General features: G+C 60.0%; 18 protein-coding genes and 2 pseudogenes. 12 read left to right on the top strand and 8 right to left on the bottom strand.

The window, feature by feature from the left end; genetic code table 11:
- Position 1: 1 nt before the first annotated feature.
- Together AC1DVF_RS03585 and AC1DVF_RS03580 are read right to left on the bottom strand one after the other, a co-directional pair.
- Positions 2-1405: a cytochrome ubiquinol oxidase subunit I gene (locus tag AC1DVF_RS03585; protein WP_116255024.1), complete on the bottom strand. Its 1404-nt coding sequence runs from the start codon at positions 1403-1405 to the stop codon at positions 2-4.
- Between the two features lie 106 nt (positions 1406-1511).
- Positions 1512-3836 (bottom strand): FdhF/YdeP family oxidoreductase, encoded by a 2325-nt coding sequence (locus tag AC1DVF_RS03580; RefSeq protein WP_460129151.1) that lies wholly within the window; start codon positions 3834-3836, stop codon positions 1512-1514.
- 354 nt (positions 3837-4190) lie between these two features.
- Here AC1DVF_RS03580 and moaA point away from each other — a divergent pair, with 354 nt between their 5' ends.
- Together moaA and AC1DVF_RS03570 are read left to right on the top strand one after the other, a co-directional pair.
- The gene (gene moaA / locus AC1DVF_RS03575; RefSeq protein ID WP_095124584.1) at positions 4191-5189 is read left to right on the top strand and encodes a GTP 3',8-cyclase MoaA; all 999 of its coding nucleotides are present in this window, start codon (positions 4191-4193) and stop codon (positions 5187-5189) included.
- A 36-nt stretch (positions 5190-5225) separates the two neighbouring features.
- Positions 5226-6122 (top strand): bestrophin family protein, encoded by an 897-nt coding sequence (locus tag AC1DVF_RS03570; RefSeq protein WP_477782018.1) that lies wholly within the window; start codon positions 5226-5228, stop codon positions 6120-6122.
- A gap of 540 nt (positions 6123-6662) precedes the next feature.
- Here the strand turns inward: AC1DVF_RS03570 and AC1DVF_RS03565 are convergent.
- The gene (locus tag AC1DVF_RS03565) at positions 6663-7868 is read right to left on the bottom strand and encodes a molybdopterin molybdotransferase MoeA (protein WP_460091276.1); all 1206 of its coding nucleotides are present in this window, start codon (positions 7866-7868) and stop codon (positions 6663-6665) included.
- On the bottom strand, positions 7865-8404 hold the full coding sequence (gene moaB, locus AC1DVF_RS03560; RefSeq protein ID WP_038365659.1) for a molybdenum cofactor biosynthesis protein B: 540 nt from the start codon (positions 8402-8404) through the stop codon (positions 7865-7867). Before moaB ends, AC1DVF_RS03565 begins: the two co-directional genes overlap by 4 nt.
- A 289-nt stretch (positions 8405-8693) precedes the next feature.
- Between moaB and AC1DVF_RS03555 the strand changes: the two genes are divergently transcribed.
- From AC1DVF_RS03555 to AC1DVF_RS03520, 8 genes are all read left to right on the top strand, one after another.
- A complete protein-coding gene (locus tag AC1DVF_RS03555; protein WP_108226803.1) occupies positions 8694-9593 on the top strand; it encodes a LysR family transcriptional regulator in 900 nt (299 codons plus the stop codon).
- Between the two features lie 216 nt (positions 9594-9809).
- The gene (fdhD, locus tag AC1DVF_RS03550; protein WP_477782017.1) at positions 9810-10655 is read left to right on the top strand and encodes a formate dehydrogenase accessory sulfurtransferase FdhD; all 846 of its coding nucleotides are present in this window, start codon (positions 9810-9812) and stop codon (positions 10653-10655) included.
- The gene (moaC, locus tag AC1DVF_RS03545) at positions 10652-11137 is read left to right on the top strand and encodes a cyclic pyranopterin monophosphate synthase MoaC (RefSeq protein ID WP_116254930.1); all 486 of its coding nucleotides are present in this window, start codon (positions 10652-10654) and stop codon (positions 11135-11137) included. The genes fdhD and moaC overlap by 4 nt, the downstream gene beginning before the upstream one ends.
- Complete coding sequence (locus AC1DVF_RS03540) at positions 11134-11385, top strand: MoaD/ThiS family protein (RefSeq protein WP_102899228.1); 252 nt, start codon at positions 11134-11136, stop codon at positions 11383-11385. Before moaC ends, AC1DVF_RS03540 begins: the two co-directional genes overlap by 4 nt.
- Before the next feature lie 3 nt (positions 11386-11388).
- Complete coding sequence (gene moaE, locus AC1DVF_RS03535) at positions 11389-11850, top strand: molybdopterin synthase catalytic subunit MoaE (RefSeq protein ID WP_108226806.1); 462 nt, start codon at positions 11389-11391, stop codon at positions 11848-11850.
- Between the two features lie 370 nt (positions 11851-12220).
- Positions 12221-13564 carry a chromate efflux transporter gene (chrA, locus tag AC1DVF_RS03530; RefSeq protein WP_477782016.1) on the top strand — a complete coding sequence of 448 codons (1344 nt, stop codon included), beginning with the start codon at positions 12221-12223 and terminating at the stop codon, positions 13562-13564.
- A 409-nt stretch (positions 13565-13973) separates the two neighbouring features.
- Complete coding sequence (locus tag AC1DVF_RS03525) at positions 13974-15380, top strand: glutamine synthetase family protein (protein ID WP_477782015.1); 1407 nt, start codon at positions 13974-13976, stop codon at positions 15378-15380.
- Between the two features lie 20 nt (positions 15381-15400).
- Positions 15401-16684 (top strand): NAD(P)/FAD-dependent oxidoreductase, encoded by a 1284-nt coding sequence (locus AC1DVF_RS03520; protein WP_099756545.1) that lies wholly within the window; start codon positions 15401-15403, stop codon positions 16682-16684.
- A gap of 133 nt (positions 16685-16817) precedes the next feature.
- Here AC1DVF_RS03520 and AC1DVF_RS03515 read toward each other — a convergent pair whose 3' ends face one another.
- The 3 genes from AC1DVF_RS03515 to AC1DVF_RS03505 all read right to left on the bottom strand — a co-directional run bounded on the left by AC1DVF_RS03515 (position 16818) and on the right by AC1DVF_RS03505 (position 18749).
- Positions 16818-17603 carry a DeoR/GlpR family DNA-binding transcription regulator gene (locus AC1DVF_RS03515; protein ID WP_116254933.1) on the bottom strand — a complete coding sequence of 262 codons (786 nt, stop codon included), beginning with the start codon at positions 17601-17603 and terminating at the stop codon, positions 16818-16820.
- An 80-nt stretch (positions 17604-17683) separates the two neighbouring features.
- On the bottom strand, positions 17684-17845 hold the full coding sequence (locus AC1DVF_RS03510) for a hypothetical protein (protein ID WP_477782014.1): 162 nt from the start codon (positions 17843-17845) through the stop codon (positions 17684-17686).
- Positions 17846-17855: 10 nt separating this feature from the next.
- Positions 17856-18749: a LysR family transcriptional regulator gene (locus tag AC1DVF_RS03505; protein ID WP_477782013.1), complete on the bottom strand. Its 894-nt coding sequence runs from the start codon at positions 18747-18749 to the stop codon at positions 17856-17858.
- Between the two features lie 85 nt (positions 18750-18834).
- Here AC1DVF_RS03505 and AC1DVF_RS03500 point away from each other — a divergent pair, with 85 nt between their 5' ends.
- Together AC1DVF_RS03500 and AC1DVF_RS03495 are read left to right on the top strand one after the other, a co-directional pair.
- Positions 18835-19611, top strand: coding sequence for an NAD(P)H-dependent oxidoreductase (locus tag AC1DVF_RS03500; protein ID WP_477782012.1), 777 nt, complete (start codon positions 18835-18837; stop codon positions 19609-19611).
- A 292-nt stretch (positions 19612-19903) separates the two neighbouring features.
- A pseudogene (locus AC1DVF_RS03495) lies at positions 19904-19972 on the top strand (hypothetical protein); the annotation flags it as partial.
- On the opposite strand, the pseudogene AC1DVF_RS03490 reads toward AC1DVF_RS03495, so the two are convergent.
- Positions 19944-20960: pseudogene (locus tag AC1DVF_RS03490) on the bottom strand (AbrB family transcriptional regulator); the annotation flags it as partial. The pseudogenes AC1DVF_RS03495 and AC1DVF_RS03490 sit on opposite strands and share 29 nt — an antisense overlap.
- Positions 20961-21019 lie beyond the last annotated feature (59 nt).

The raw sequence follows: 21019 nt of genomic DNA, 5'->3' as shown, positions 1-21019 counted from the left end.
CTCAATGCTCCTTCATAGGGGCGATAGCCGCCGAAATCGGTCGACGCGGCGTCTGCAATTCATCGCCCGCAGGCGGATGTTCGTGATGCGGCTGCGGACCTTTTTTCACCAGTTTCATCATGTAGCCGATGCCCACGCTGAACACCGTGAAATAGATCACCACGAACAGCGCCAGCGACGTGCTCATCTGCGCCACCGAGTGATGCGACGCCGCGTCATGGGTGCGCAACAAACCATAAACCACCCACGGCTGACGCCCGACTTCCGTGGTAATCCAACCGGCCAGCAGCGCAATCAAGCCGCTCGGCCCCATCAACAACACCAGACGCTGGAAGCCGCGATGCTGATAAAGCTTGCCGCCCCGGCGCAACGCCAGACCGAGCAAACCAACGAGGATCATCAACATCCCCAACCCGGCCATGACGCGGAAGCTCCAGAAAATCACGGTCGAATTCGGCCGGTCTTGTTTTGGGAAGCTCTTCAGCGCCGGGATCTGCTTGTCGAGGCTGTGAGTGAGAATCAGGCTACCGAGGTACGGAATTTCCAATGCGTATTTGGTCTTCTCCGCCTCCATATCAGGAATACCAAACAGCACTAGCGGCGTCGGGCCGTTGTCGGCGTTTTCCCAGTGGCCTTCGATGGCGGCGATCTTCGCCGGTTGATGCTCCAGCGTGTTCAAGCCATGGGCGTCACCGACCACCGCTTGAATCGGCGCAACGATCAGCGCCATCCATAAAGCCATGGAGAACATCTTGCGCACCGGCGCGGTGTTGTTGCCGCGCAGCAAATGCCAGGCAGCCGAGGCGCCGACGAAGAACGACGTCGCCACAAACGCGGCAATCGCCATGTGCGCCAGACGGAACGGGAACGACGGGTTGAACACAATCGCCAGCCAGTCCAGCGGCATCACCCGACCATCGACAATCTCGAAGCCCTGCGGCGTCTGCATCCAGCTGTTCGACGCAAGAATCCAGAAGGTCGAAATCAACGTACCGATGGCGACCATCACCGTGGCGAAGAAGTGCAAGCCACGGCCGACGCGGTTCCAGCCAAACAACATCACCCCGAGGAACCCGGCCTCGAGGAAGAATGCGGTCAGCACTTCATAGGTCAGCAGCGGCCCGGTGATGCTCCCGGCAAAGTCCGAAAACCCGCTCCAGTTGGTGCCGAACTGGTACGCCATGACCAGTCCCGAAACCACGCCCATGCCAAAATTGACCGCGAAAATCTTCGACCAGAAATGGTAAAGATCGCGGTACGTGTCGTTATGGGTTTTCAGCCACAGGCCTTCGAGTACCGCGAGGAAACTCGCCAGGCCAATGGTGATCGCCGGGAAAATAATGTGGAACGAAACCGTGAACGCGAATTGAATTCGCGCCAGGTCCAGTGCCTCCGGATTGAACATGATGATGTCCTCATCAGGACTGAAAAGCGGCAGCACGAACCCGGGCCACCGCCAGGCGCGAACGCCTGCAGCCAGTAAAATTGCCAGTGTTTTTATGAGTCGCGGGTTACGCCACCGACGACGGGATCAGGTTGCTGACCTTCGCGGCTTCGAGGCGGATCGCCACGAATTTGGAGGTCGGCGTATACGTGCGGTCGCCGTAGCTTTCCAGCGGCACCAAAGGGTTAGTCTCCGGGTAATACGCCGCTGCCTGCCCTGGCGGAATGTCGTAGGCGATCAGGGTAAAACCGCTGACCCGACGCTCGCGCTCGTCATCCCACAGCGCCACCAGATCGACCTTCTGCCCCGGTTCAAACCCCAGGCGCTGAATGTCCTGTTCGTTGGCGAAGATCACATCGCGCATGCCATAGACCCCGCGATAACGGTCATCGAGGCCATACAGCGTGGTGTTGTACTGATCGTGGGAACGCATGGTTTGCAGAATCAGATGCGGTTTCACCGGCAGGTTGCGCACGCCTTCGCTGATCAAGTGCTCGGGCAGCACGCACGGCGTGAACTGGGCTTTGCCACTGACGGTGTTCCAGACCCGATCCGAGGCGTCGTTGCCGAGGTGAAAACCACCCGGAATCAGCAGTTTTTCATTGAAGTTTTCGAAGCCCGGAATCACGTCGGCAATCAGGTTGCGGATGCGCCCGTAGTCGCCCACCACCCATTCCCAATCGATCGGATGCTTGCCCAGGGTCGCGGCGGCGATCCCGGCAATGATCGCTGGCTCGGATTTCAACTGCGCCGATTTCGGCTTCAACTGACCGAACGACAAATGCACCATGCTGAACGTGTCTTCAACGGTCACGCCTTGCGGACCTTCAGCCTGGATGTCGATGTCGGTACGCCCGAGGCACGGCAGGATCAGCGCGTCGCGACCGGTGACCAAGTGGCTGCGGTTGAGCTTGGTCGCGATGTGCACGGTCAGGTCGAGTTTGCGCATGGCGGCGTGGGTGCGCGGGGTGTCCGGCGTGGCTTGGGCAAAGTTGCCGCCCAGACCGATAAACACCTTGGCTTCGCCACGTTCCATGGCGCCGATCGCCATCACCGTGTTGTGCCCGTGCATGCGCGGCACGTCGAAGTTGAAACGCTTTTCCAGCGCGTCCATCAAGTCTTTCGGCGCGAGTTCGTTGATGCCCATGGTGCGGTCGCCCTGCACGTTACTGTGACCGCGAACCGGGGAAAGCCCGGCGCCCGGACGGCCGACGTTGCCGCGCAGCAGTTGCAGGTTGATGACTTCCTGCAAGGTCGCCACCGAGTGCACGTGTTGGGTCAGACCCATGGCCCAGCACATGATCACGCTTTTGGCACGGCCATACATGCGCGCGGCCAATTCGATGTCATGCAGCGGCACGCCGGACTGCTCGACGATGTGCTCCCAAGTGGTTGCATCGACTTCGGCCAGATAGCTGTCGAGGCCCGAGGTGTGCTCGGCAATGAAGGCGTGATCGAACACCGGTTCGCCGCCAGTCGCCTGCGCCTCGCGTTCCCACTGCAACAGAAATTTGACCATGCCGCGAATCATCGCCATGTCGCCACCCAGCGCCGGACGGAAGTAGGCGGTGTTGGTCGCTTCCCAGCCGTTGCTGAGCATTTCCAGCGGGTTCTGCGGGTTCTGGAAACGCTCCAGGCCACGCTCTTTCAGCGGATTGATACACACCACTTGGGCGCCACGTTTCACCGCTTCACGCAGCGGTTCGAGCATGCGCGGGTGGTTGGTGCCAGGGTTCTGGCCGATAACGAAAATCGCATCGGCGTGATGCAGATCCTCGTAAACCACGGTGCCTTTGCCGACGCCGAGGGTCTCGTTCATGCTCACCGCACTGGCCTCGTGGCACATGTTCGAGCAGTCGGGGAAGTTGTTGGTGCCGAACGCGCGGACGAACAATTGATAGAGAAACGCCGCCTCGTTGCTCGCGCGGCCCGAGGTGTAAAACTCGGCTTCGTGTGGCGACTTGAGGTTTTTCAAGTGATCGGCGATCAGCGCGAACGCGTCGTCCCAGCTGATTTCCACGTAGCGATCGACCCGCGCGTCGTAGCGCATCGGGTGGGTCAAACGGCCCTGATACTCCAGCCAGTAGTCGCTCTGCTGGGCCAGGCTCGACACCGTGTACTTGTTGAAGAATGCCGGGTCGACCAAACGCCCGGTCGCTTCCCAGTTCACCGCTTTCGCGCCGTTCTCGCAGAACTTCAACATACTCGCGCCGGGTGCTTCACCCCAGGCACAACCCGGGCAGTCGAAGCCGCCGTTCTGGTTGGTCTTGAGCATGGCGCGGATGTTTTTCAGGGCGTTTTCACTGCCCAGCCAGCTCTTGGTCAGGCTGATGACAGCGCCCCAACCGGCAGCGGCGCCTTTGTAGGGTTTGTAACGGTCGACTTGTGACATGGGACTCTCCATGACGATGCACACAGGCATGAACCTGATTCGGTTAAACAGCGACGGCCGACTTTCAAGGTTGAAAAGTGGTCGTTGGGTTTGCCGGGGCAAGGATATGAACCGTTACAAAACGTTGTCTAATCGCTATTAATGACCGCTTTATCGAAAGCATCTATCACGGCTAAAAAACCCTTATTTACGGGGCCTTGCGAAACTAACGGAGCAACTTTCAGCGAAAAATAATTCATCATCGACGGCATCAATCAGCTGTTCATTAAGAGTGATTGGACGGCACTTAAAGTTAGCCATAACCTGCGCTGACCAAACTCCTTCAACCGGGGTTTTCATTCTTGCGAGGCTGTCATGTCAGAGCGTGTCTTGATCGATGGTTACAACCGCCGCGTCGACTATCTGCGCATGTCGGTGACCGACCGCTGCGACTTCCGCTGCGTCTATTGCATGGCCGAAGACATGCAGTTTCTGCCACGCCAACAAGTGCTGACGCTGGAGGAAATCTATCAACTGGCGCAGAGCTTCGTCGCCCTCGGCACGCGCAAGATTCGTCTCACCGGCGGCGAACCGCTGATCCGTCCGGGCGTGGTCAAGTTGTGTGAGCAGATCGCCGCCCTGCCCGGCTTGCGTGAACTGTGCATGACCACCAACGGCTCACAACTGGGCAAACTCGCCGCGCCGCTGTTCGACGCCGGGGTCAAACGCCTGAACATCAGCCTCGACAGCCTCGATCCGCAGCGCTTCAAACAGATGACCCGTACCGGTGATCTGGCGCAGGTGATCAACGGCATCGATGCCGCGCGCAAGGCCGGTTTCACGCGCACTAAACTCAACGTCGTGGTGATGCAGGGCCGTAACGATCAAGAGATCAATGATCTGGTCAGCTTCGCGATCGACCGGCAGCTCGACGTCTCTTTCATCGAAGAGATGCCGCTGGGGATCATCAGCGAACACAGCCGTGCCGAGTCGTTTTTCTCCAGTGCGCAGGTGCGCGAAAAGATTGCCGAGCGCTACACCCTGATCGACTCGGCGGAATCGACCCAAGGCCCGTCGCGCTACTGGCGGCTGGCCGAGGCGCCGGAGATTCGCCTGGGCTTTATCTCGCCGCACAGCCACAACTTTTGTGGCACCTGCAACCGCGTGCGGCTCACCGTCGAAGGGCGCCTGCTACTGTGTCTGGGTAACGAGCATTCGGTGGATCTGAAAGCGGTGCTGCGCGCGCATCCGGGGCAACCGCAGCGGCTGGAGAAAGCCATTGTCGAGGCGATGAAACTCAAGCCGTATCGGCACAATTTCGAAGTGAACGATGATGTTCAGGTCGTGCGCTTCATGAACATGACCGGCGGCTGATCCCGCCAGTTTCATCGGTTATCGGAACCGCACAGCATGATCATCAGACCCAAGGTCAATCAGTTCGCCATTCTCTTCACCCTCAAGGGTTCGATTGCCAAGCGCATCGCCCTGCGCACGTTGATGGTCACCCTGCTCGCTTCGGCTATCGTGCTGGTGGAAATCCTCCATCCGAGCAACTTCACCAAGGTCAACGCCACGCCGTTTACGTTGTTGGGTTTGTCGCTGTCGATCTTCATGAATTTTCGCAACAACGCCTGTTATGACCGCTGGTACGAGGCGCGCAAGGCCTGGGGCGAAGTGATCGTGCACATTCGTTCGGTGATTCGCGAAACCCATGTGATTCGTGAATCGGCTGAGCGCAAACCGTTGCTGCTCAATCTTTGTGGTTTTGCTCATGCGTTGAATGCGCGGCTGCGCAAGGAAAGCGAAGCGGACGCCAGTAGCCAATGGATCATGCCGAAACCCGATCCGCAGACGCCGGATTACAGCGGGCGCATTTTGCAAACGGTCGGCCAGCAGTGTTCCGATCTGCATCAGAACGGTGAGCTGACTGAATGGCGCTACATGCTATTGGCCAATCACCTGACCAGCCTGACCCAGGCGCAAGCGGTGTGCGAACGGATCAAAACCACGCCGCTGCCGTTTCCTTACACACTGTTGTTGCACCGCACGATCTACCTGTTTTGCATACTGCTGCCGTTTGCCATGGCCGAGCCGCTGGGCTGGCTGACACCGTTGTTCACGGCGATTGTCAGCTATACGTTTTTTGGCCTGGATGCGATTGCCGATGAACTGGAAGACCCGTTTGGCCGCGACGAAAACGACCTGGCAACCGACTCGCTGGTGCGCACCATCGAACGCGATATCCTCGCCGAACTCGGCGCCGAAGTGCCGCCGGCGCTGAAGCCGGTGGACTATGTGCTGAGCTGACCCTTAGCTCTGCAGACACCTCAAAACCCTGTGGGAGCGAGCCTGCTCGCGAAGAGGCCSTRTCAGCCAACATCAATGTCGACTGACACTCCGCCTTCGCGAGCAAGCTCGCTCCCACAGGTTTTGCGTACACCRCGGATATTGATGACCACCACAAAACCAATGTGGGAGCGAGCTTGCTCGCGATGGCGCCGGCCCAGTCAACATCTTCGTCGACTGACCCTCCGTCATCGCGAGCAGGCTCACTCCTACAAGTTTTGCATTCACACCCGGATATTGATGAGCGCCATAAAGCCATTGTGGGAGCGAGCTTGCTCGCGAAGGGGCCCTATCAGCCAAAATCAATGTTGACTGACACTCCGCCTTCGCGAGCAAGCTCGCTCCCACAGGTTTTGCGTACACCGCGGATATTGTTGAGCACCACAAAACCATTGTAGGCCTTCGCCTGCTCGCGATAGCGGTTGACCAGCCAACGCAGATGTTGACTGTGCCACCGCCTTCGCGAGCAGGCTCGCTCCCACAGTTTGATTGGTGGTGAGGTCAGAACAGTTCGTTGAAGGGGATGAAACGCAGCGGGTCGCCGAGGTTGTGCGTGCTGTTCTCGGGGATTTCCACCAGGCCGTCGGCCCAGGTTGCGCCGAGCAGGACGCCGGAGCTTTGATTCGGATAAAGCACCGCACGCCCCGCCTCCAGCTTCACCCGCAGGTATTCACGGCGGCCGCCAGCCTTGTGCCAATCGAAGCCCGCGCTGACCGTAAAACTCAGCGGCATGACATCTTCCACGCCTTGAATGCGCAGCAGATACGGCCGCGCCAACAAGCCAAACGTCACCAGTGCTGAGGTCGGATTACCCGGCAGGCCAATCACCGGCACCGTGCCGAAATGGCCCACGGTCAGTGGTTTGCCAGGCTTGATCGCCAGTTTCCACAACAGCGGTTTGCCGTTGTCGCGCAACACCTGTCCGAGGCAATCGGCATCGCCGGCAGACACCCCGCCCGTGGTCAGAATCAGGTCGGTCGCCACTTGCAATTGCTCAAGCTTGAGCCGCGTCTGCGCCGGGCGATCCGGGAGGATGCCGGCGTCGATCACTTCGCAGCCCAGCTCACGCAACCAATGGCCGAGCAATACGCGGTTGCTGTTGTAGATGCTGCCGGGGCGCAACGGCTGGCCCGGCTCGACCAGTTCATCACCGGTCGACAGCAGCGCCACACGCGGGCGACGCACCACGTGCAGTTGCGCCAGCCCTTGCCCGGCAGCGACCGCCAGTTCGAAAGGTCCAAGTCGCTTGCCAGCGCGCAGCAGGATGTCGCCGACGCGATTTTCCTGACCTTGCGCGCGGATGTTCTGCCCCGCTTTCAGCGGCTGCAAAAAACGCACGCGGCCGTCCTCCAGCACTTCGACGTTCTCCTGCATCTCGACACAGGTGGCCCCGGGCGGCAGTGGTGCGCCAGTAAAAATCCGTGCGCAGGTGCCGGGCAGCAACGTGTCCGGCGCCAGCCCGGCGTAAACCTTTTGCGAGACCTTCAGCGGCTGACGGTGCAGATCGGCGAGATTGAGCGCGTAACCGTCCATGGCGCTGTTCGGCCACGGCGGCAGGTCGAGTGTCGCCACCAGATCACTGGCCAACACCCGCCCACGCGCATCGTCGAGCGCCAGCACTTCGCCGTCGGCCAGACGTTGCTCATTGGCCATGCCGAGCAATTGGTCGAGAGCGTCTTCGACCGGCATCAGCGGTGCTTTGCTCATCCGCGTGGCCCGCAGGCTTGCACGGCTTTCAGGTGCGGGACGAAGTTGCACGGGCGATGACGGTTATCCAATTGTTCGGCAAGAATGCCTTCCCACGCCGTGCGGCAGGCACCGGTCGAACCCGGCAGGCAGCACACCAGCGTGCCGTTCGACAGCCCGGCCAGCGCGCGGCTTTGCACGGTGGATGTACCGATATCCAGAATCGAAATCGCCCGGAACAGTTCGCCAAAACCATCGATCTGTTTGTCGAACAGGCAGGCCACCGCTTCCGGTGTGCTGTCGCGACCGGTGAAACCAGTGCCGCCAGTGATCAACACCACCTGAATGCCTTCGTCGGCGATCCAGTTCGCTACCTGAGCGCGGATTTTGTACAGATCATCCTTGAGCAGATTGCGCTCGCTCAACGTGTGACCGGCCTCCAGCAAACGACTGACCAGTAATTGGCCGGACGTATCGCTGGCGTAATCGCGCGTATCGCTGACCGTCAACACGGCAATATTCAGGGGGACAAACAGGGCATCGGCTTTTGCGCTCATGGCAGTTCTCCGGCAGCAGTCAATCAACATTGCCGAGCAGCCTAAGTGCCACTTATGAGTACTGTCTAATCACTCTGGCCAACCACATTATCGACCGCCTCTATCGGTGCCTTTCACTTTGCTCAAGGCCAGTAAAACCGGGCGTGATAGAGCTGATCGATAGTCCCTTAAACACTTCCGATTGGACGAACAACCGTTCAGATGAGATCGTCGCACCCTGCGCTTTTCGTGCGACTCGCGCATCCGCGTCAATACTCAATCAAAAAATTCCCATCGAGCAGGTGCCATCGTGGACATCAAACAACTCAAGTTCCTGATCGCGCTGGACGAAACCCGCCACTTCGGCCAGGCCGCCGCACGCTGCCACATCACCCAACCGACGCTGTCGATGCGCCTGCGCAATCTGGAAGACGAGCTGGATCTGGTGCTGGTCAACCGTGGCCAGCGCTTTGAAGGTTTCACCCAGGCCGGCGAGCGTGTGCTGGCCTGGGCGCGCACCTTGCTCGCAGCGCATGACGGATTGTTCGCCGAAGCGGCGGCGTGTCGCGGGCAATTGGTGGGTAGCTTGCGGTTGGGACTGGTGCCGCTCAGTAGCTTCAACCCGGTCAATTACATTCAGGGGTTGTCAGGGACGTATCCGGAGTTGAAGTTCAGCCTGTCGTCGCTCAGTTCCGACGAGATCATTGCCGGGTTAGGCAATAACCAACTGGACTTGGGCGTGTGCTATCTGGATCACGTCAACCCGAACTATTTCGAGTTTTTCGAGATCGGTGAAACCCGCGTCGGCCTGCTCTACGACAACCGGCATTTCCAGTTCGAAGGCTCGGAAATGAGCTGGGAAGACGCCGCCGAACTGCCGCTGGGGATGATTACCGCCGGCATGCATTACCGTAAATCCATCGATTTGAGCTTCCGCAGCCGTGGCCTCAGCCCGCAGCCGATCATGGAAAGCGACTCCACCTATCAGCTGTTGCAGGCGATTCACCAAGGCTTCTGCTGCGCGATCATGCCGCTGGACAGCGGCCTGGAAGAGCCGATCGAGCACTTGTCGTTCATGCAGTTGCCGGATGCCAGTGTGCTTGCGCCATTGGGCCTGGTGATGCGCAAGACCGAACCGCGCTCGGCGATTGCCGAGAAGTGTTTTGCCGAGGCGCGGAAGTTGTTTGGGGTTGAGGTTTCTGCCGAATAAATGATGGTGAATGTAAGGCCGCCTTCGCGAGCAAGCTCGCTCCCACAGTTGAAATGCATTCCCCTGTGGGAGCGAGCTTGCTCGCGAAGAGGCCCGAACAGTCGATACAAATCCTGGTTGATCGAGCAAAGCAATCACCACATCAGAACAAGCGATTGGACGCACTTTTAACGCCCCCGTAGCCTGAACACTCTTCAGCGCTTCGGGACTTTCAAGATGCTCTGCCACGTCGAAACCCTCACAGAATCCGCCACCGAGCCCAACGCCCCCGCCCCGCAACCGGCGCAAGTGGCGTTTCGCGAATACCTGCCCGACGCCACCATCACCCACGCCGCGCTAGCCTCGGAAATCGCCCTCGCCATCACCTACAACAGCCTCAGCCAAGCGGTGATGATGGTCTCGCCCGGCAACCTCGAAGACTTCATCCGTGGCTTCAGCCTGAGCAACGCGATCATCGACAGCGTCGACGAGATCTACGATATCCGCCTCACGCATTTCGATCAGGCCTGTCAGGCCGATGTGCAGATTTCCAGCCGGGCGTTCTGGGCCTTGAAGGATCATCGTCGGCAAATGACCGGCACCAGCGGTTGCGGCATCTGCGGCGTTGAAGCGCTGGAGCAGGCGCTGCCGCAACTGCAGATTCTGCAACCTTCACCGCTGCCGCCGGCAGAGCATTTCGACGGCATTCGCCAACGCATCGAAGCCGCTCAACAACTCGCCCGAAGCAGTGGCGCCCTGCACGCCGCGCTGTACTTTGACGCCAACGGTGAAGCGCTGCTGTGCCGCGAAGACATCGGCCGCCACAACGCCCTCGACAAGCTGATCGGTGCGATGCAATTCGACGACATCAATGCTGCTGAAGGCTTCGTCGTGGTGACCAGCCGTTGCAGTCTCGAACTGATCCACAAAGCCGTGCGCGCCCGCCTCGGCACCCTCGTCAGTCTGTCCGCGCCAACCGCTTTGACTGTGCGGTGGGCACTCAAGCACCGGCTTAATCTGATCCATGTGCCGCACCGCAACGCCCCGCGAATTTACAGCCCGATCCAGGAGCATTCCGCATGAGCCACACCCTCACCCACCTCGACGATCAGGGCCGCGCCAACATGGTCGACGTCAGCGACAAAGCCGCGACCCGCCGCGAAGCCAGCGCGCAAGCCTGGGTGCAGATGCGTCCGGAAACCTTGCAGATGATTCAGGCCAACGGTCACCCGAAAGGCGATGTCTTCGCCGTGGCGCGGATCGCCGGGATACAAGCGGCCAAGCGCACTCACGAACTGATCCCGCTGTGCCATGCGTTGCTGCTCAGCTCGATTCAGGTCGAGTTGAAGGCTTGCGAACCGGATCGCGTGCAGATCAACAGCACCTGCCGCCTGACCGGCCAGACCGGCGTCGAACTCGAAGCCCTGACCGCCGCCAGCGTCGCCGCGCTGACCATTTACGACATGTGCAAAGCGGTGGATCGGGCGATGGTTATCGGTGATATCCGCTTGCTGAGCAAACAGGGCGGACGCTCCGGCCACTTTCAATCGGAGGACGCGCGATGATCCTGATCAACTACTTCGCCAGCTACCGCGACCGGCTCAATCTGGGCGGTGAAAAAATCCCGCTGACCGAGGCTTTGGGCAGCGTTGAAGATGTCCGGCAAATGCTCATGCAGCGCGGCGATCTGTGGCGCGAAGTGCTCGGTGCCGGGAATCTGATGTGCGCGGTGAATCAGGAACTGTGTCAGCCGAGCCAGGTGATTGAGGATTTCGATGAGATCGCGTTTTTTCCGCCAGTGACCGGGGGTTGATCGATGGCTATTCGAGTCCAGCACAAAAGCTTCGATGTCGGCCAGTTGACGGCTGATCTGCACGCGCGCAACCCACGAGTGGGTGCGGTGGTGAATTTCATTGGTTATGTGCGTGATCTGAACATTGGCCAGAGCGTGAATGAGCTGTTTCTTGAGCACTATCCGGGCATGACCGAAAAAGCTCTTGAGCAGATCGCCGCAGAGGCCCGCGAGCGCTGGCCGCTGTTGGGGGTGGAGATTGTGCATCGGGTTGGCGCGTTGTCGGTGAGTGAGCCGATCGTGTTTGTCGGGGTCAGCAGCAAGCACCGGCACATGGCGTTTGAAGCCTGCGCGTTCATCATGGACGTGCTCAAGACCCGTGCGCCGTTCTGGAAGCGTGAGACTACGCCTGTGGGTTCTCACTGGGTCGAGGGCCGTGAGAGCGATCGGGATGCGGCGTTGCGCTGGAGCCTGGCGCATGCCTGAAAAGCAAAAGCCCCTCATCGGAACGCCGCCCTCCTAACCCTCTCCCCGAGGGAGAGGGGACTGATTGGGGGATATTGCAGAAGTACGCCGACGTGAAGGAATTGTGGTGAATCCATGACCGACCAAACCTTTCAAGGTCGATGTGAAACGCAAATTACCTCGGTACGCAATCTCTCCCTGAGTAGCTGGCCGGCCGCTCGCCCTCAGGCGTCTGGCTGATGACCCAATCCATAATCGACTCGATCTTTCAGGTCGACGGATAGCACCAGACACCTCGGTCGGCCCCCTCTCCCTCTGGGAGAGGGCTGGGGTGAGGGTTAAAAGTCTGATTAGATAGCCGCTCCGCCAGGATTCAACTCCGGAGTCACGCGTGAACACAGCGCCGAACAACCTGCCCCGCCCCGATCCCGTCACCCTGCGCCAGGCCTGGCGCTTCTGGCTGAAACTCGGCTGCATCGGTTTCGGCGGCCCGGCCGGGCAGATCGCGATCATGCATCAGGAGCTGGTCGAGCGTCGGCGCTGGATCTCCGAAAAACGTTTCCTGCACGCACTCAACTACTGCATGTTGCTGCCCGGCCCCGAGGCTCAGCAATTGGCGACGTACATCGGCTGGCTGCTGCATCGCACCTGGGGCGGTGTCATCGCCGGAGCGCTGTTTGTGCTGCCATCGTTGTTCATTCTGATTGGCTTGTCGTGGCTGTACGTTGCTTTCGGTGACGTGCCAGCGGTGGCTGGAGTGTTTTACGGGATCAAACCGGCAATCACCGCGATAGTGCTGCACGCCGCGCATCGCATCGGCTCGCGCGCCCTGAAGAATGCCTGGCTATGGACGATTGCCGGGGCGTCGTTCGTGGCGATTTTCGCCTTCAACGTGCCCTTTCCCTTGATCGTCCTCGGGGCCGCGCTGATCGGCTATCTGGGCGGCCGATTCGCGCCGCAGCGGTTCAGTAACGCAGGTGCGCGCAACAGCGAGAAATCCTTCGGCCCGGCGTTGATCGATGACGATACGCCGGCCCCCGAACATGTCCGTTTCAGCCCGGCGAAGTTGCTGCGGCTGCTGTCGGTCGGCGCCGCGCTGTGGTGTTTGCCCATGGCGCTGTTGACGGTGCTGTTTGGCTGGGACGGCACGTTCACGCAAATGGCCTGGTTCTTCACCAAAGCCGCGCTGCTTACCTTCGGTGGCGCCTACGCGGTGCTGCCTTACGTCTATCAGGGTGCCGTCGGGCATTATGGCTGGTTGACGCCGACGCAGATGATCGACGGTCTCGCCCTCGGTGAAACCACCCCGGGCCCGCTGATCATGGTGGTGGCGTTTGTCGGTTTCGTCGGTGCCTACGTGCAACCGGCGTTCGGCCCCGAACATGCCTTTGCCGCCGGGGCGCTGGCGGCAACGCTGGTGACTTGGTTCACTTTCCTGCCCTCTTTTCTGTTCATCCTCGCCGGCGGGCCGTTGGTGGAATCGACGCACAACGAACTGAAGTTCACCGCACCGCTGACGGCGATCACCGCTGCCGTGGTCGGGGTGATTCTGAATCTGGCGTGTTTTTTCGCCTACCACGTGTTCTGGCCGAACGGTTTTGCCGGGAAACTGGATCTGTTTTCGCTGATGCTGGCGGTTGCGGCAGCATTGGCCTTGTTCGTTTTCAAACGCGGCGTGATCAGCGTGTTGATCGTTTGCGCCCTCGCCGGGCTGGGCTTTGAGCTGACGCGCTGAAGCGGGGCCTGTGAATCTCCCGTTTACAGGCCCGCGAATTCCCCCTTACTATCCGGGCACACCGGTCGGCGGGTCAGCCCGCCACCGACGTTTTCCGCCAACGGAAACACGCGTTATGAGTACGTCACCACAACAACGAAAATCGTTGAACGTCTCTACCCTGCGCACCCTCTCCCACAGGGGCGGCGTATGAATCGTATCGTCAATCTCCCCATGGCCCTGCGCCGTTCCAAGCTGCGTCACTCCGCACGCCCGCCGGATATCGCCCGGTCTGTCTGATCGCGTCCGTTAAAGAACCGCGACAGTCCCCTACTTCTTGATATCCCTGCCAGGACACCTACGCCTTTTTGTCGCGTCGTGTCCGGCCCGAATCTGCGCGCCTGCGCGGCGCCATCGTGAGTGATTGATTATGAAATTCGCAGCCATCGAAGACGCACGCCTGTTCCTTGAACAGAACTCCGATATCGACATGATCGAGCTGTTTATCCTCGACGCCAACGGCGTGCCGCGCGGCAAGCTGTTGCACCGTGAAGAACTGCTCGCCGTGTACCAAAGCGGTCGGCCACTACCCAGCACCATCCTCGGTCTGACCGTACAGGGTGAAGACGTCGAGAACTCCGGTCTGGTCTGGGACGTCGGCGATATCGACTGCCGCGCCTATCCGCTGGAAGGCAGTCTGGTGCGCCTGCCATGGCGCAAGATTCCAACCGCCGCCGTGCAGGTCAGCATGCACCCGACCGAGGGCATGCCCGCGAGCATCGCCGACCCGCGACACTTGCTGATCAAGGTTATCGACGGGCTCAAGGCCGAGGGTTATCACCCGGTGATGGCGTGTGAACTGGAGTTCTATCTGCTCGACGCCAAACGCGATCACAACGGTCGCCCGCAACCGGCGCTGGACGCTGACGGTGGTCGACCGCGACATACGCAGGTTTATGGTTTGCGCGAGCTGGAACAGATCGAACCATTCCTCGCCGACCTCTACAGCGCCTGCAAACTGCACGGTATTCCGGCGCGCACGGCGATCTCCGAATACGCGCCGGGCCAGGTGGAAATCACCCTCGAACATGGCGACGCGCTGGAGGCGATGGATCAGGCCGTGCGCTACAAACGTCTGGTCAAAGCCATCGCCCACAAGCACGGCATGCAGGCGACCTTCATGGCCAAGCCGTTCGATGATCTAGCCGGCACCGGCATGCACATGCATGTGAGTCTGGCCGATGGCGCGGGACACAATCTATTCGCCTCCGAAGACCCGGCCGGCACCCCGCTGCTGCGCACGGCGATTGGCGGCATGCTCGCGTCCTTGCTCGACTCGTTGCTGCTGTTCTGCCCGAACGCCAACTCGTATCGACGCTTCCAGGCCAACAGTTACGCACCGCTGGCGCCGACCTGGGGTGTCGACAACCGCACCGTCAGCCTGCGCGTACCCGGTGGCCCGGCCAATACCCGACACATTGAACACCGCATCTGCGGCGCCGATGCCAACCCGTATCTGGCGGCAGCGGCGATCCTTGCCGGGATTCATCGTGGCATTCGTGAAGACCTTGATCCGGGTGCACCGGTTGAAGGCAATGGCTATGCGCAGGCTAAGGAATTGCTGCCGACCGATTGGCTGACCTCGCTGCAGGCGCTGGAGAATTCGGTGTGGGCGCGGGATGCCTTGGGGCAGGAATTTCTCGGGGTGTATCTGGCGGTGAAGCGAGCCGAGTACCGGCAGTTCATGGCCGAGGTGGGTGAGCAGGATTGGCGCTGGTATCATGACACACCGCTATCGCGAGCAGRCTCACTCCTACAGGGACCGCGTACAACCTAAGAATTTGTGTGGACACTGACATGACCGAACGCTGCAATTCCTACTACACCGCCACCCTTAACCAGGACACCGACTACCCGACCCTGCAAGGCCGACACACTGTCGATGTGGTAATCATCGGCGGCGGCTTCACTGGCGTCGCCACTGCCGTCGAACTCGCCGAAAAAGGCCTGAAAGTCGCCATCGTCGAAAGCCACAAGATCGGCTGGGGCGCCACCGGCCGCAATGGCGGCCAAGTCACCAGCAGCCTTTCCGGCGATGGTGCGATGCGCAAACAGATGCGTCCGAAACTCGGCGATGACGTCGATGATTTCATCTGGCACCTGCGCTGGCGCGGACATGAAATCATCCAGCAACGCGTCGACAAGTACGGCATTCAATGCGATCTCAAACACGGCCATTTACACGCCGCGTACAAACCCAGCCACATGACCGACTTGCGCAAGGATTATGAAGAAGCCGTGCGTCGCGGATTAGGCGATGAAGTCAGCCTGCTCGACCGCAGCCAGGTGCGTGATCTGCTGCAAAGCGACCTCTATCACGGCGCAATCAAGAATACCCGCAACATGCATCTGCACCCGCTCAACCTGTGCATCGGTGAAGCACGGGCGGCGGAAAGTCTCGGTGCGCTGATCTTTGAAAACAGCGAAGTGCTGGAGATCATTCACGGTGCTACGCCTAGCGTAAGAACCGCCCACGGCCAGATCGACGCCAAGCAGGTGATGCTCGCCGGCGACGTCTATCACAAGCTCGAACCGGGACAGCTCAAGGGCAAGATTTTCCCGGCCATGGGCGGCATTGTCACCACCGCACCACTGGGCGATCTGGCAAAACAGATCAACCCCGAAGACCTCGCGGTGTACGACTGCCGCTTCGTCCTCGACTACTACCGCCTCACCGCCGACGGCCGTTTGTTGTTCGGCGGTGGCGCCAACTACAGCGGCAAGGATTCACGCGACATCGCCGCCGAACTGCGCCCGTGTATCGAGCAAACCTTCCCGGCGCTCAAAGGTGTGCAGATCGATTACCAGTGGAGCTGCGCGATGGGCATCGTCATCAACCGCATTCCGCAACTGGGCAAGCTCTCGGACAACGTCTGGTATTGCCAGGGCTATTCGGGGCACGGCATCGCGACGACGCACATCATGGGCGAAATCATGAGCCGCGCGATCACTGGGCAGATGGAGCAGTTCGATACGTTTGCCGCATGTCAGCACATTCGGGTGCCGATGGGGGATTTGCTCGGTAACCCGTTGCTGGCGGCGGGGATGTGGTATTACCAGATGCTTGAGCGCCTGCGCTGAAACATGTGTTGAATATACCGGCCCCTTCGCGAGCAAGCTCGCTCCCACAGTTGATCGAGTTCTATCTCAGAAACGCGTTCGAATGTGGGAGCGAGCTTGCTCGCGAAGGGGCCATCAAAACCACCGCAAAACCTCAATCCGGCAACTGCTCGACGACAATCCCCAACCGCCGATAATCCTCGACACTCCCCGACGCCACATGCCGCTCGGTAATCAGCGTATGCAGGCGCGTACAAGGCGCCACCACAAACGGCTCCACCGCTCCCAACTTGTCCGCCGAAGTCACCGCTATCACCCGCGTCGCGCCCTCCAGCATCGCCTGCTTCACCGGCACTTCATCGAAATGCAGCGAGGTAATCCCCACCTCCGGATGAATCGCGCACACCCCGGTAATCGCCAGATCCGCCTTGATCCCCGCCAGCAGCCGCAGCGCCTCATGCCCACCCGCCGCCATCGTTCGCGGGTTCAACTGGCCGCCAGCGAGAATCACTTTCACAGCCTTGAATTCGGACAAGGCAATCGCCGTCATCGGTGAAGCGGTCACCGCCGTGATGCTGATATCTGCACGTAACGAGCGCGCCACTTGCAGCGTGGTCGAGCCGGAATCGAACAGCACAATCTGCCCGTCCTCCACTTCCAGCGCCGCCCGTTGCGCCAAGCGAATTTTCACCTCATCCGTCTCGTCTAGCCGAGTGAAGTAATCCTTGCCGGAGTCTTTTGGACGCGGCAACGCGCCGCCGTGGACACGCTGCACCAGCCCGCCATTGTCCAGTTCGGCGAGATCGCGGCGGATGGTGTCTTCGGACACCGCAAAGTGCTGACTCAATTCGGAGGCCATGACCTTGCCGTCACGCTCAAGGAGCAAAAGGATTTTCTGCCGGCGCAGGGATGGCAGTTCAGCCGCGGAATGATCGTGCATGGTTATGCCTGTTTATGCTTGTAGTTGCAGGTTCTTGCGAGATTAGCCAAAGCCCTGAGCAAACACAATCCGGCGGGGTATCAATCGTTTCGATCATTGGAATCAACAAGGCGAATTTTTTCTTTGCTTTCAACCTGTTCAGAATGGCCCCACTCTAAAAGGCTCAGGATGAACACCTCATGAATCTCAATTTTGCGTTTGCGTGCATGATCGTCGTGTCGTTTGCGATTGCCCTGGGTCATGCCTAAGGCCTCAGACCGAAGCCAGCAATTGCTCGCGCAGCCATTTGTGCGCCGGATCGCGGTGCGAACGTTCGCCCCAGAACATCGCCATTTCGTAACCGGGCACTTGCAGCGGCGCGTCGACCACTTGCAAGGCCGGGTTGCCACGCACCAGACGTGACGGCAGCATCGCCACCAGATCGGTGCTCGCCAACACCGACATCGCCATCAGAAAGTGCGGCACCGACAACACCACTTTGCGCATCAGCCCGACATCGGCCAACGCCCGATCGGTCACCCCGAAAAAGCCCCCGCCTTCGCGCGACACCATCACGTGCTCCAGCGCACAGAACTGTTCGCGGCTGGGCGCATGCATCAAACCTGGATGCCCGACTCGACCGGCCAGCACATAACGCTCGGAGAACAGCGGTCGTCGATGCAACTCAGGCGGCGCGTCTTCGCTGATGTGCAGCGCCAGATCGAATACACCCTGCTCGGCCTGTTTGACCAGATGCGCCGGCGTCAGATCGATCACCGCCAGCCGCGTGCCCGGCGCCTGTTCGCGCAAGCCGCTCAGCGCTGGCAACACCACCGTCGACTCGCCGTAATCGGTCGCGGCGATTTTCCAGGTGTGCGTCGCCTGCGCCGAGTTGAACGCACTGGCCGGCGCCACCGCCCTTTCCAATGCCTCTAACGCCTCGCGCAACGGCTCGCGCAACTCATCGGCGCGCGCCGTCGGGCGCATGCCGCGCGGCCCGGGCAACAGCAGGGGATCACCAAAGATGTCGCGCAACTTGGCCAGATGCACACTCACCGAAGGCTGCGACAGGTTCAGCCGCTGCGCCGCGCGGGTGACGTTGTGCTCCGCCAGCAGTACGTCGAGGGTCAGCAGCAGGTTGATATCCAGCCGTCTCAAATTATTCATGGCTATACCAGACATATCAGACATTCATTTCCAATATACCGGTTGAACGCCGATCCTGCAGTCACTCAGCTAACGGAGCTTCAACATGAACGTCTTACTCGTTTACGCCCATCCAGAACCGACCTCCCTCAACGGCTCGCTGCGCGACTTCAGCGTCCAGCGCCTGCAAGCCGCCGGTCACACCGTGCAGGTCTCCGACCTCTATGCAATGAACTGGAAAGCCAGCCTCGACGCCGACGACGCCCCGCAGCGCGATGCGACGAAACCGTTCCACGCCTCGCTCGACTCGAAAGTCGCCTACGCCGAAGGCACCCAGGCTGCCGACATCGCCCGTGAGCAGGAGAAACTGCTATGGGCTGACGCGCTGATCCTGCAGTTTCCATTGTGGTGGTTCACCATGCCGGCGATTCTCAAAGGTTGGGTCGATCGGGTGTACGCCTACGGTTTTGCCTACGGCGTCGGTGAGCATTCCGACAGTCGTTGGGGCGAGCGTTATGGCGAAGGGAAAATGCAAGGCAAACGGGCGATGTTGATGGTTACCACTGGCGGCTGGGAATCGCACTACGCGACACGCGGGATTAACGGGCCGATGGATGATTTGCTGTTTCCGATTCAGCACGGGATTTTGTATTACCCCGGTTTTGAAGTGGTGCCACCGTTTGTGGTGTATCGGACCAGTCGGATGGATGCGGCGCGGTATGCCGAGACTTGTGATGAGCTGGGGCGGCGGCTGGATGAGTTGTGGAGCGCGCGGCCGATCGGGTTTCGGCAGCAGAATGGTGGGGAGTATGAGATTCCTGCTTTGACGTTGAAGAGCGATATCGCGCCGGATAGCGAAGGCTTCGATGCACACATCCGCTAGCGCCGCATCAACCACGTAGAGCAAAAGCCCCTCACCCTAACCCTCTCCCAGAGGGAGAGGGGACTGACCGAGGTGTTTGGAAGAGGTACGCCGACCTGAAACACCGAGTCGAACTCAGGTTTTGAAAGCTTCCCCGTGACGTGAGATACCCGAGTCGAACTCAGGTTTTGAAAGCTTCCCCGTGACGTGAGATACCCGAGTCGAACTCAGGTTTTGAATGACATGAAGATCGGCTCCCTTTCCCCCTCGCCCCCCTGGGGGGAGAGGGCTGGGGTGAGGGGATTGGATCTAATTGACACACCGCAACACATTGGCATCAGCTCGAGTCAGGTTTCCTCCCGCACCCGCCGCACCTGCACCAACAACGCCGGTGCAAAATGCAGCAACACCATCCGGCTCAAATGATGAGTCAGAATAAACACCACATTCAGCCCGCCACCAAACGCAACAATCGCGATCGTCTCAATTGCCCCCGGCATATACGCCAGCCACAGCGACAGTGGATCACTGCCCAACCAGCGCGCCGCGACTTCAGCAAACACCGCCGCAACCACAATCATCAAACCAACCGAGACCAACGCCGTTCGCCCATGACGTCCCAGTTCCGCGAAGCCAAGCCCCTGAAACCTTGAACCGATCCGCACACCGAGAATCAGCGCCGCCAGATTCAGACTCCAATCCGGCATGTGAAAACCGTGCAACCATCCCGCTTTCACAAACACCGCCGTGATGATGATCGCGGTGAGCATGAACGGCGCCGGTACGCCGATCACCAGCAGCAAGCGCCCGAGCAGCACGCTCAACGCGATCACTGAAAACGCGGTCAGCGCCATGCCTGTCGTCAAAGGATCGCCATCGGCAACCGCCACCGCAGCGGCTTGACCGGGAATCAGGAAACTCACCAACACCGTGATCAACAGCAAGCGCATCAAGTGCACGATGATGACTTTGCTCGAGGCCTTTTCCGACTCTAGTAAATCGAACACCGCTGCCAGTGCACCGGGATAAACCGCTAAGAGCGCATCCGTGCGATTCCAGCCTGCGCCGCGCGTCAGCCACCATCCGGCGAGGGCGATTTGCACCGTCAGGCAAATCAACAACACGCCGAGGCTCGGCAACATCGTCGAGGCTGTCTCGCTGTCCCACGCTTCGAACATCAGCCCGGTGGCGATGCCCAGCGTGACCTGGATGTAGCCCAGACCATAGGGGGTTGCCGGGGCGATATCGTTTTTACTGGCGAACAATGCGGTGACGACAATCGAACCCAGTAGCAGACCATGGGGCACGCCTTCGAACTGCAACAGTGCGCCGAAACCGGCGGCAATCAACAAACAGAGAATGGATTTCATAGTCGCCTTCCTGGCTAATAAACTGACCCAACATCGTCGAATAATCACTTGTCACTGTG

It is taken from the genome of Pseudomonas sp. P4_D7, from assembly GCF_056401755.1.
The sequence above is the reverse complement of the archived record's forward strand: the minus strand, read 5'-3'. Positions and strand labels throughout refer to the sequence as shown.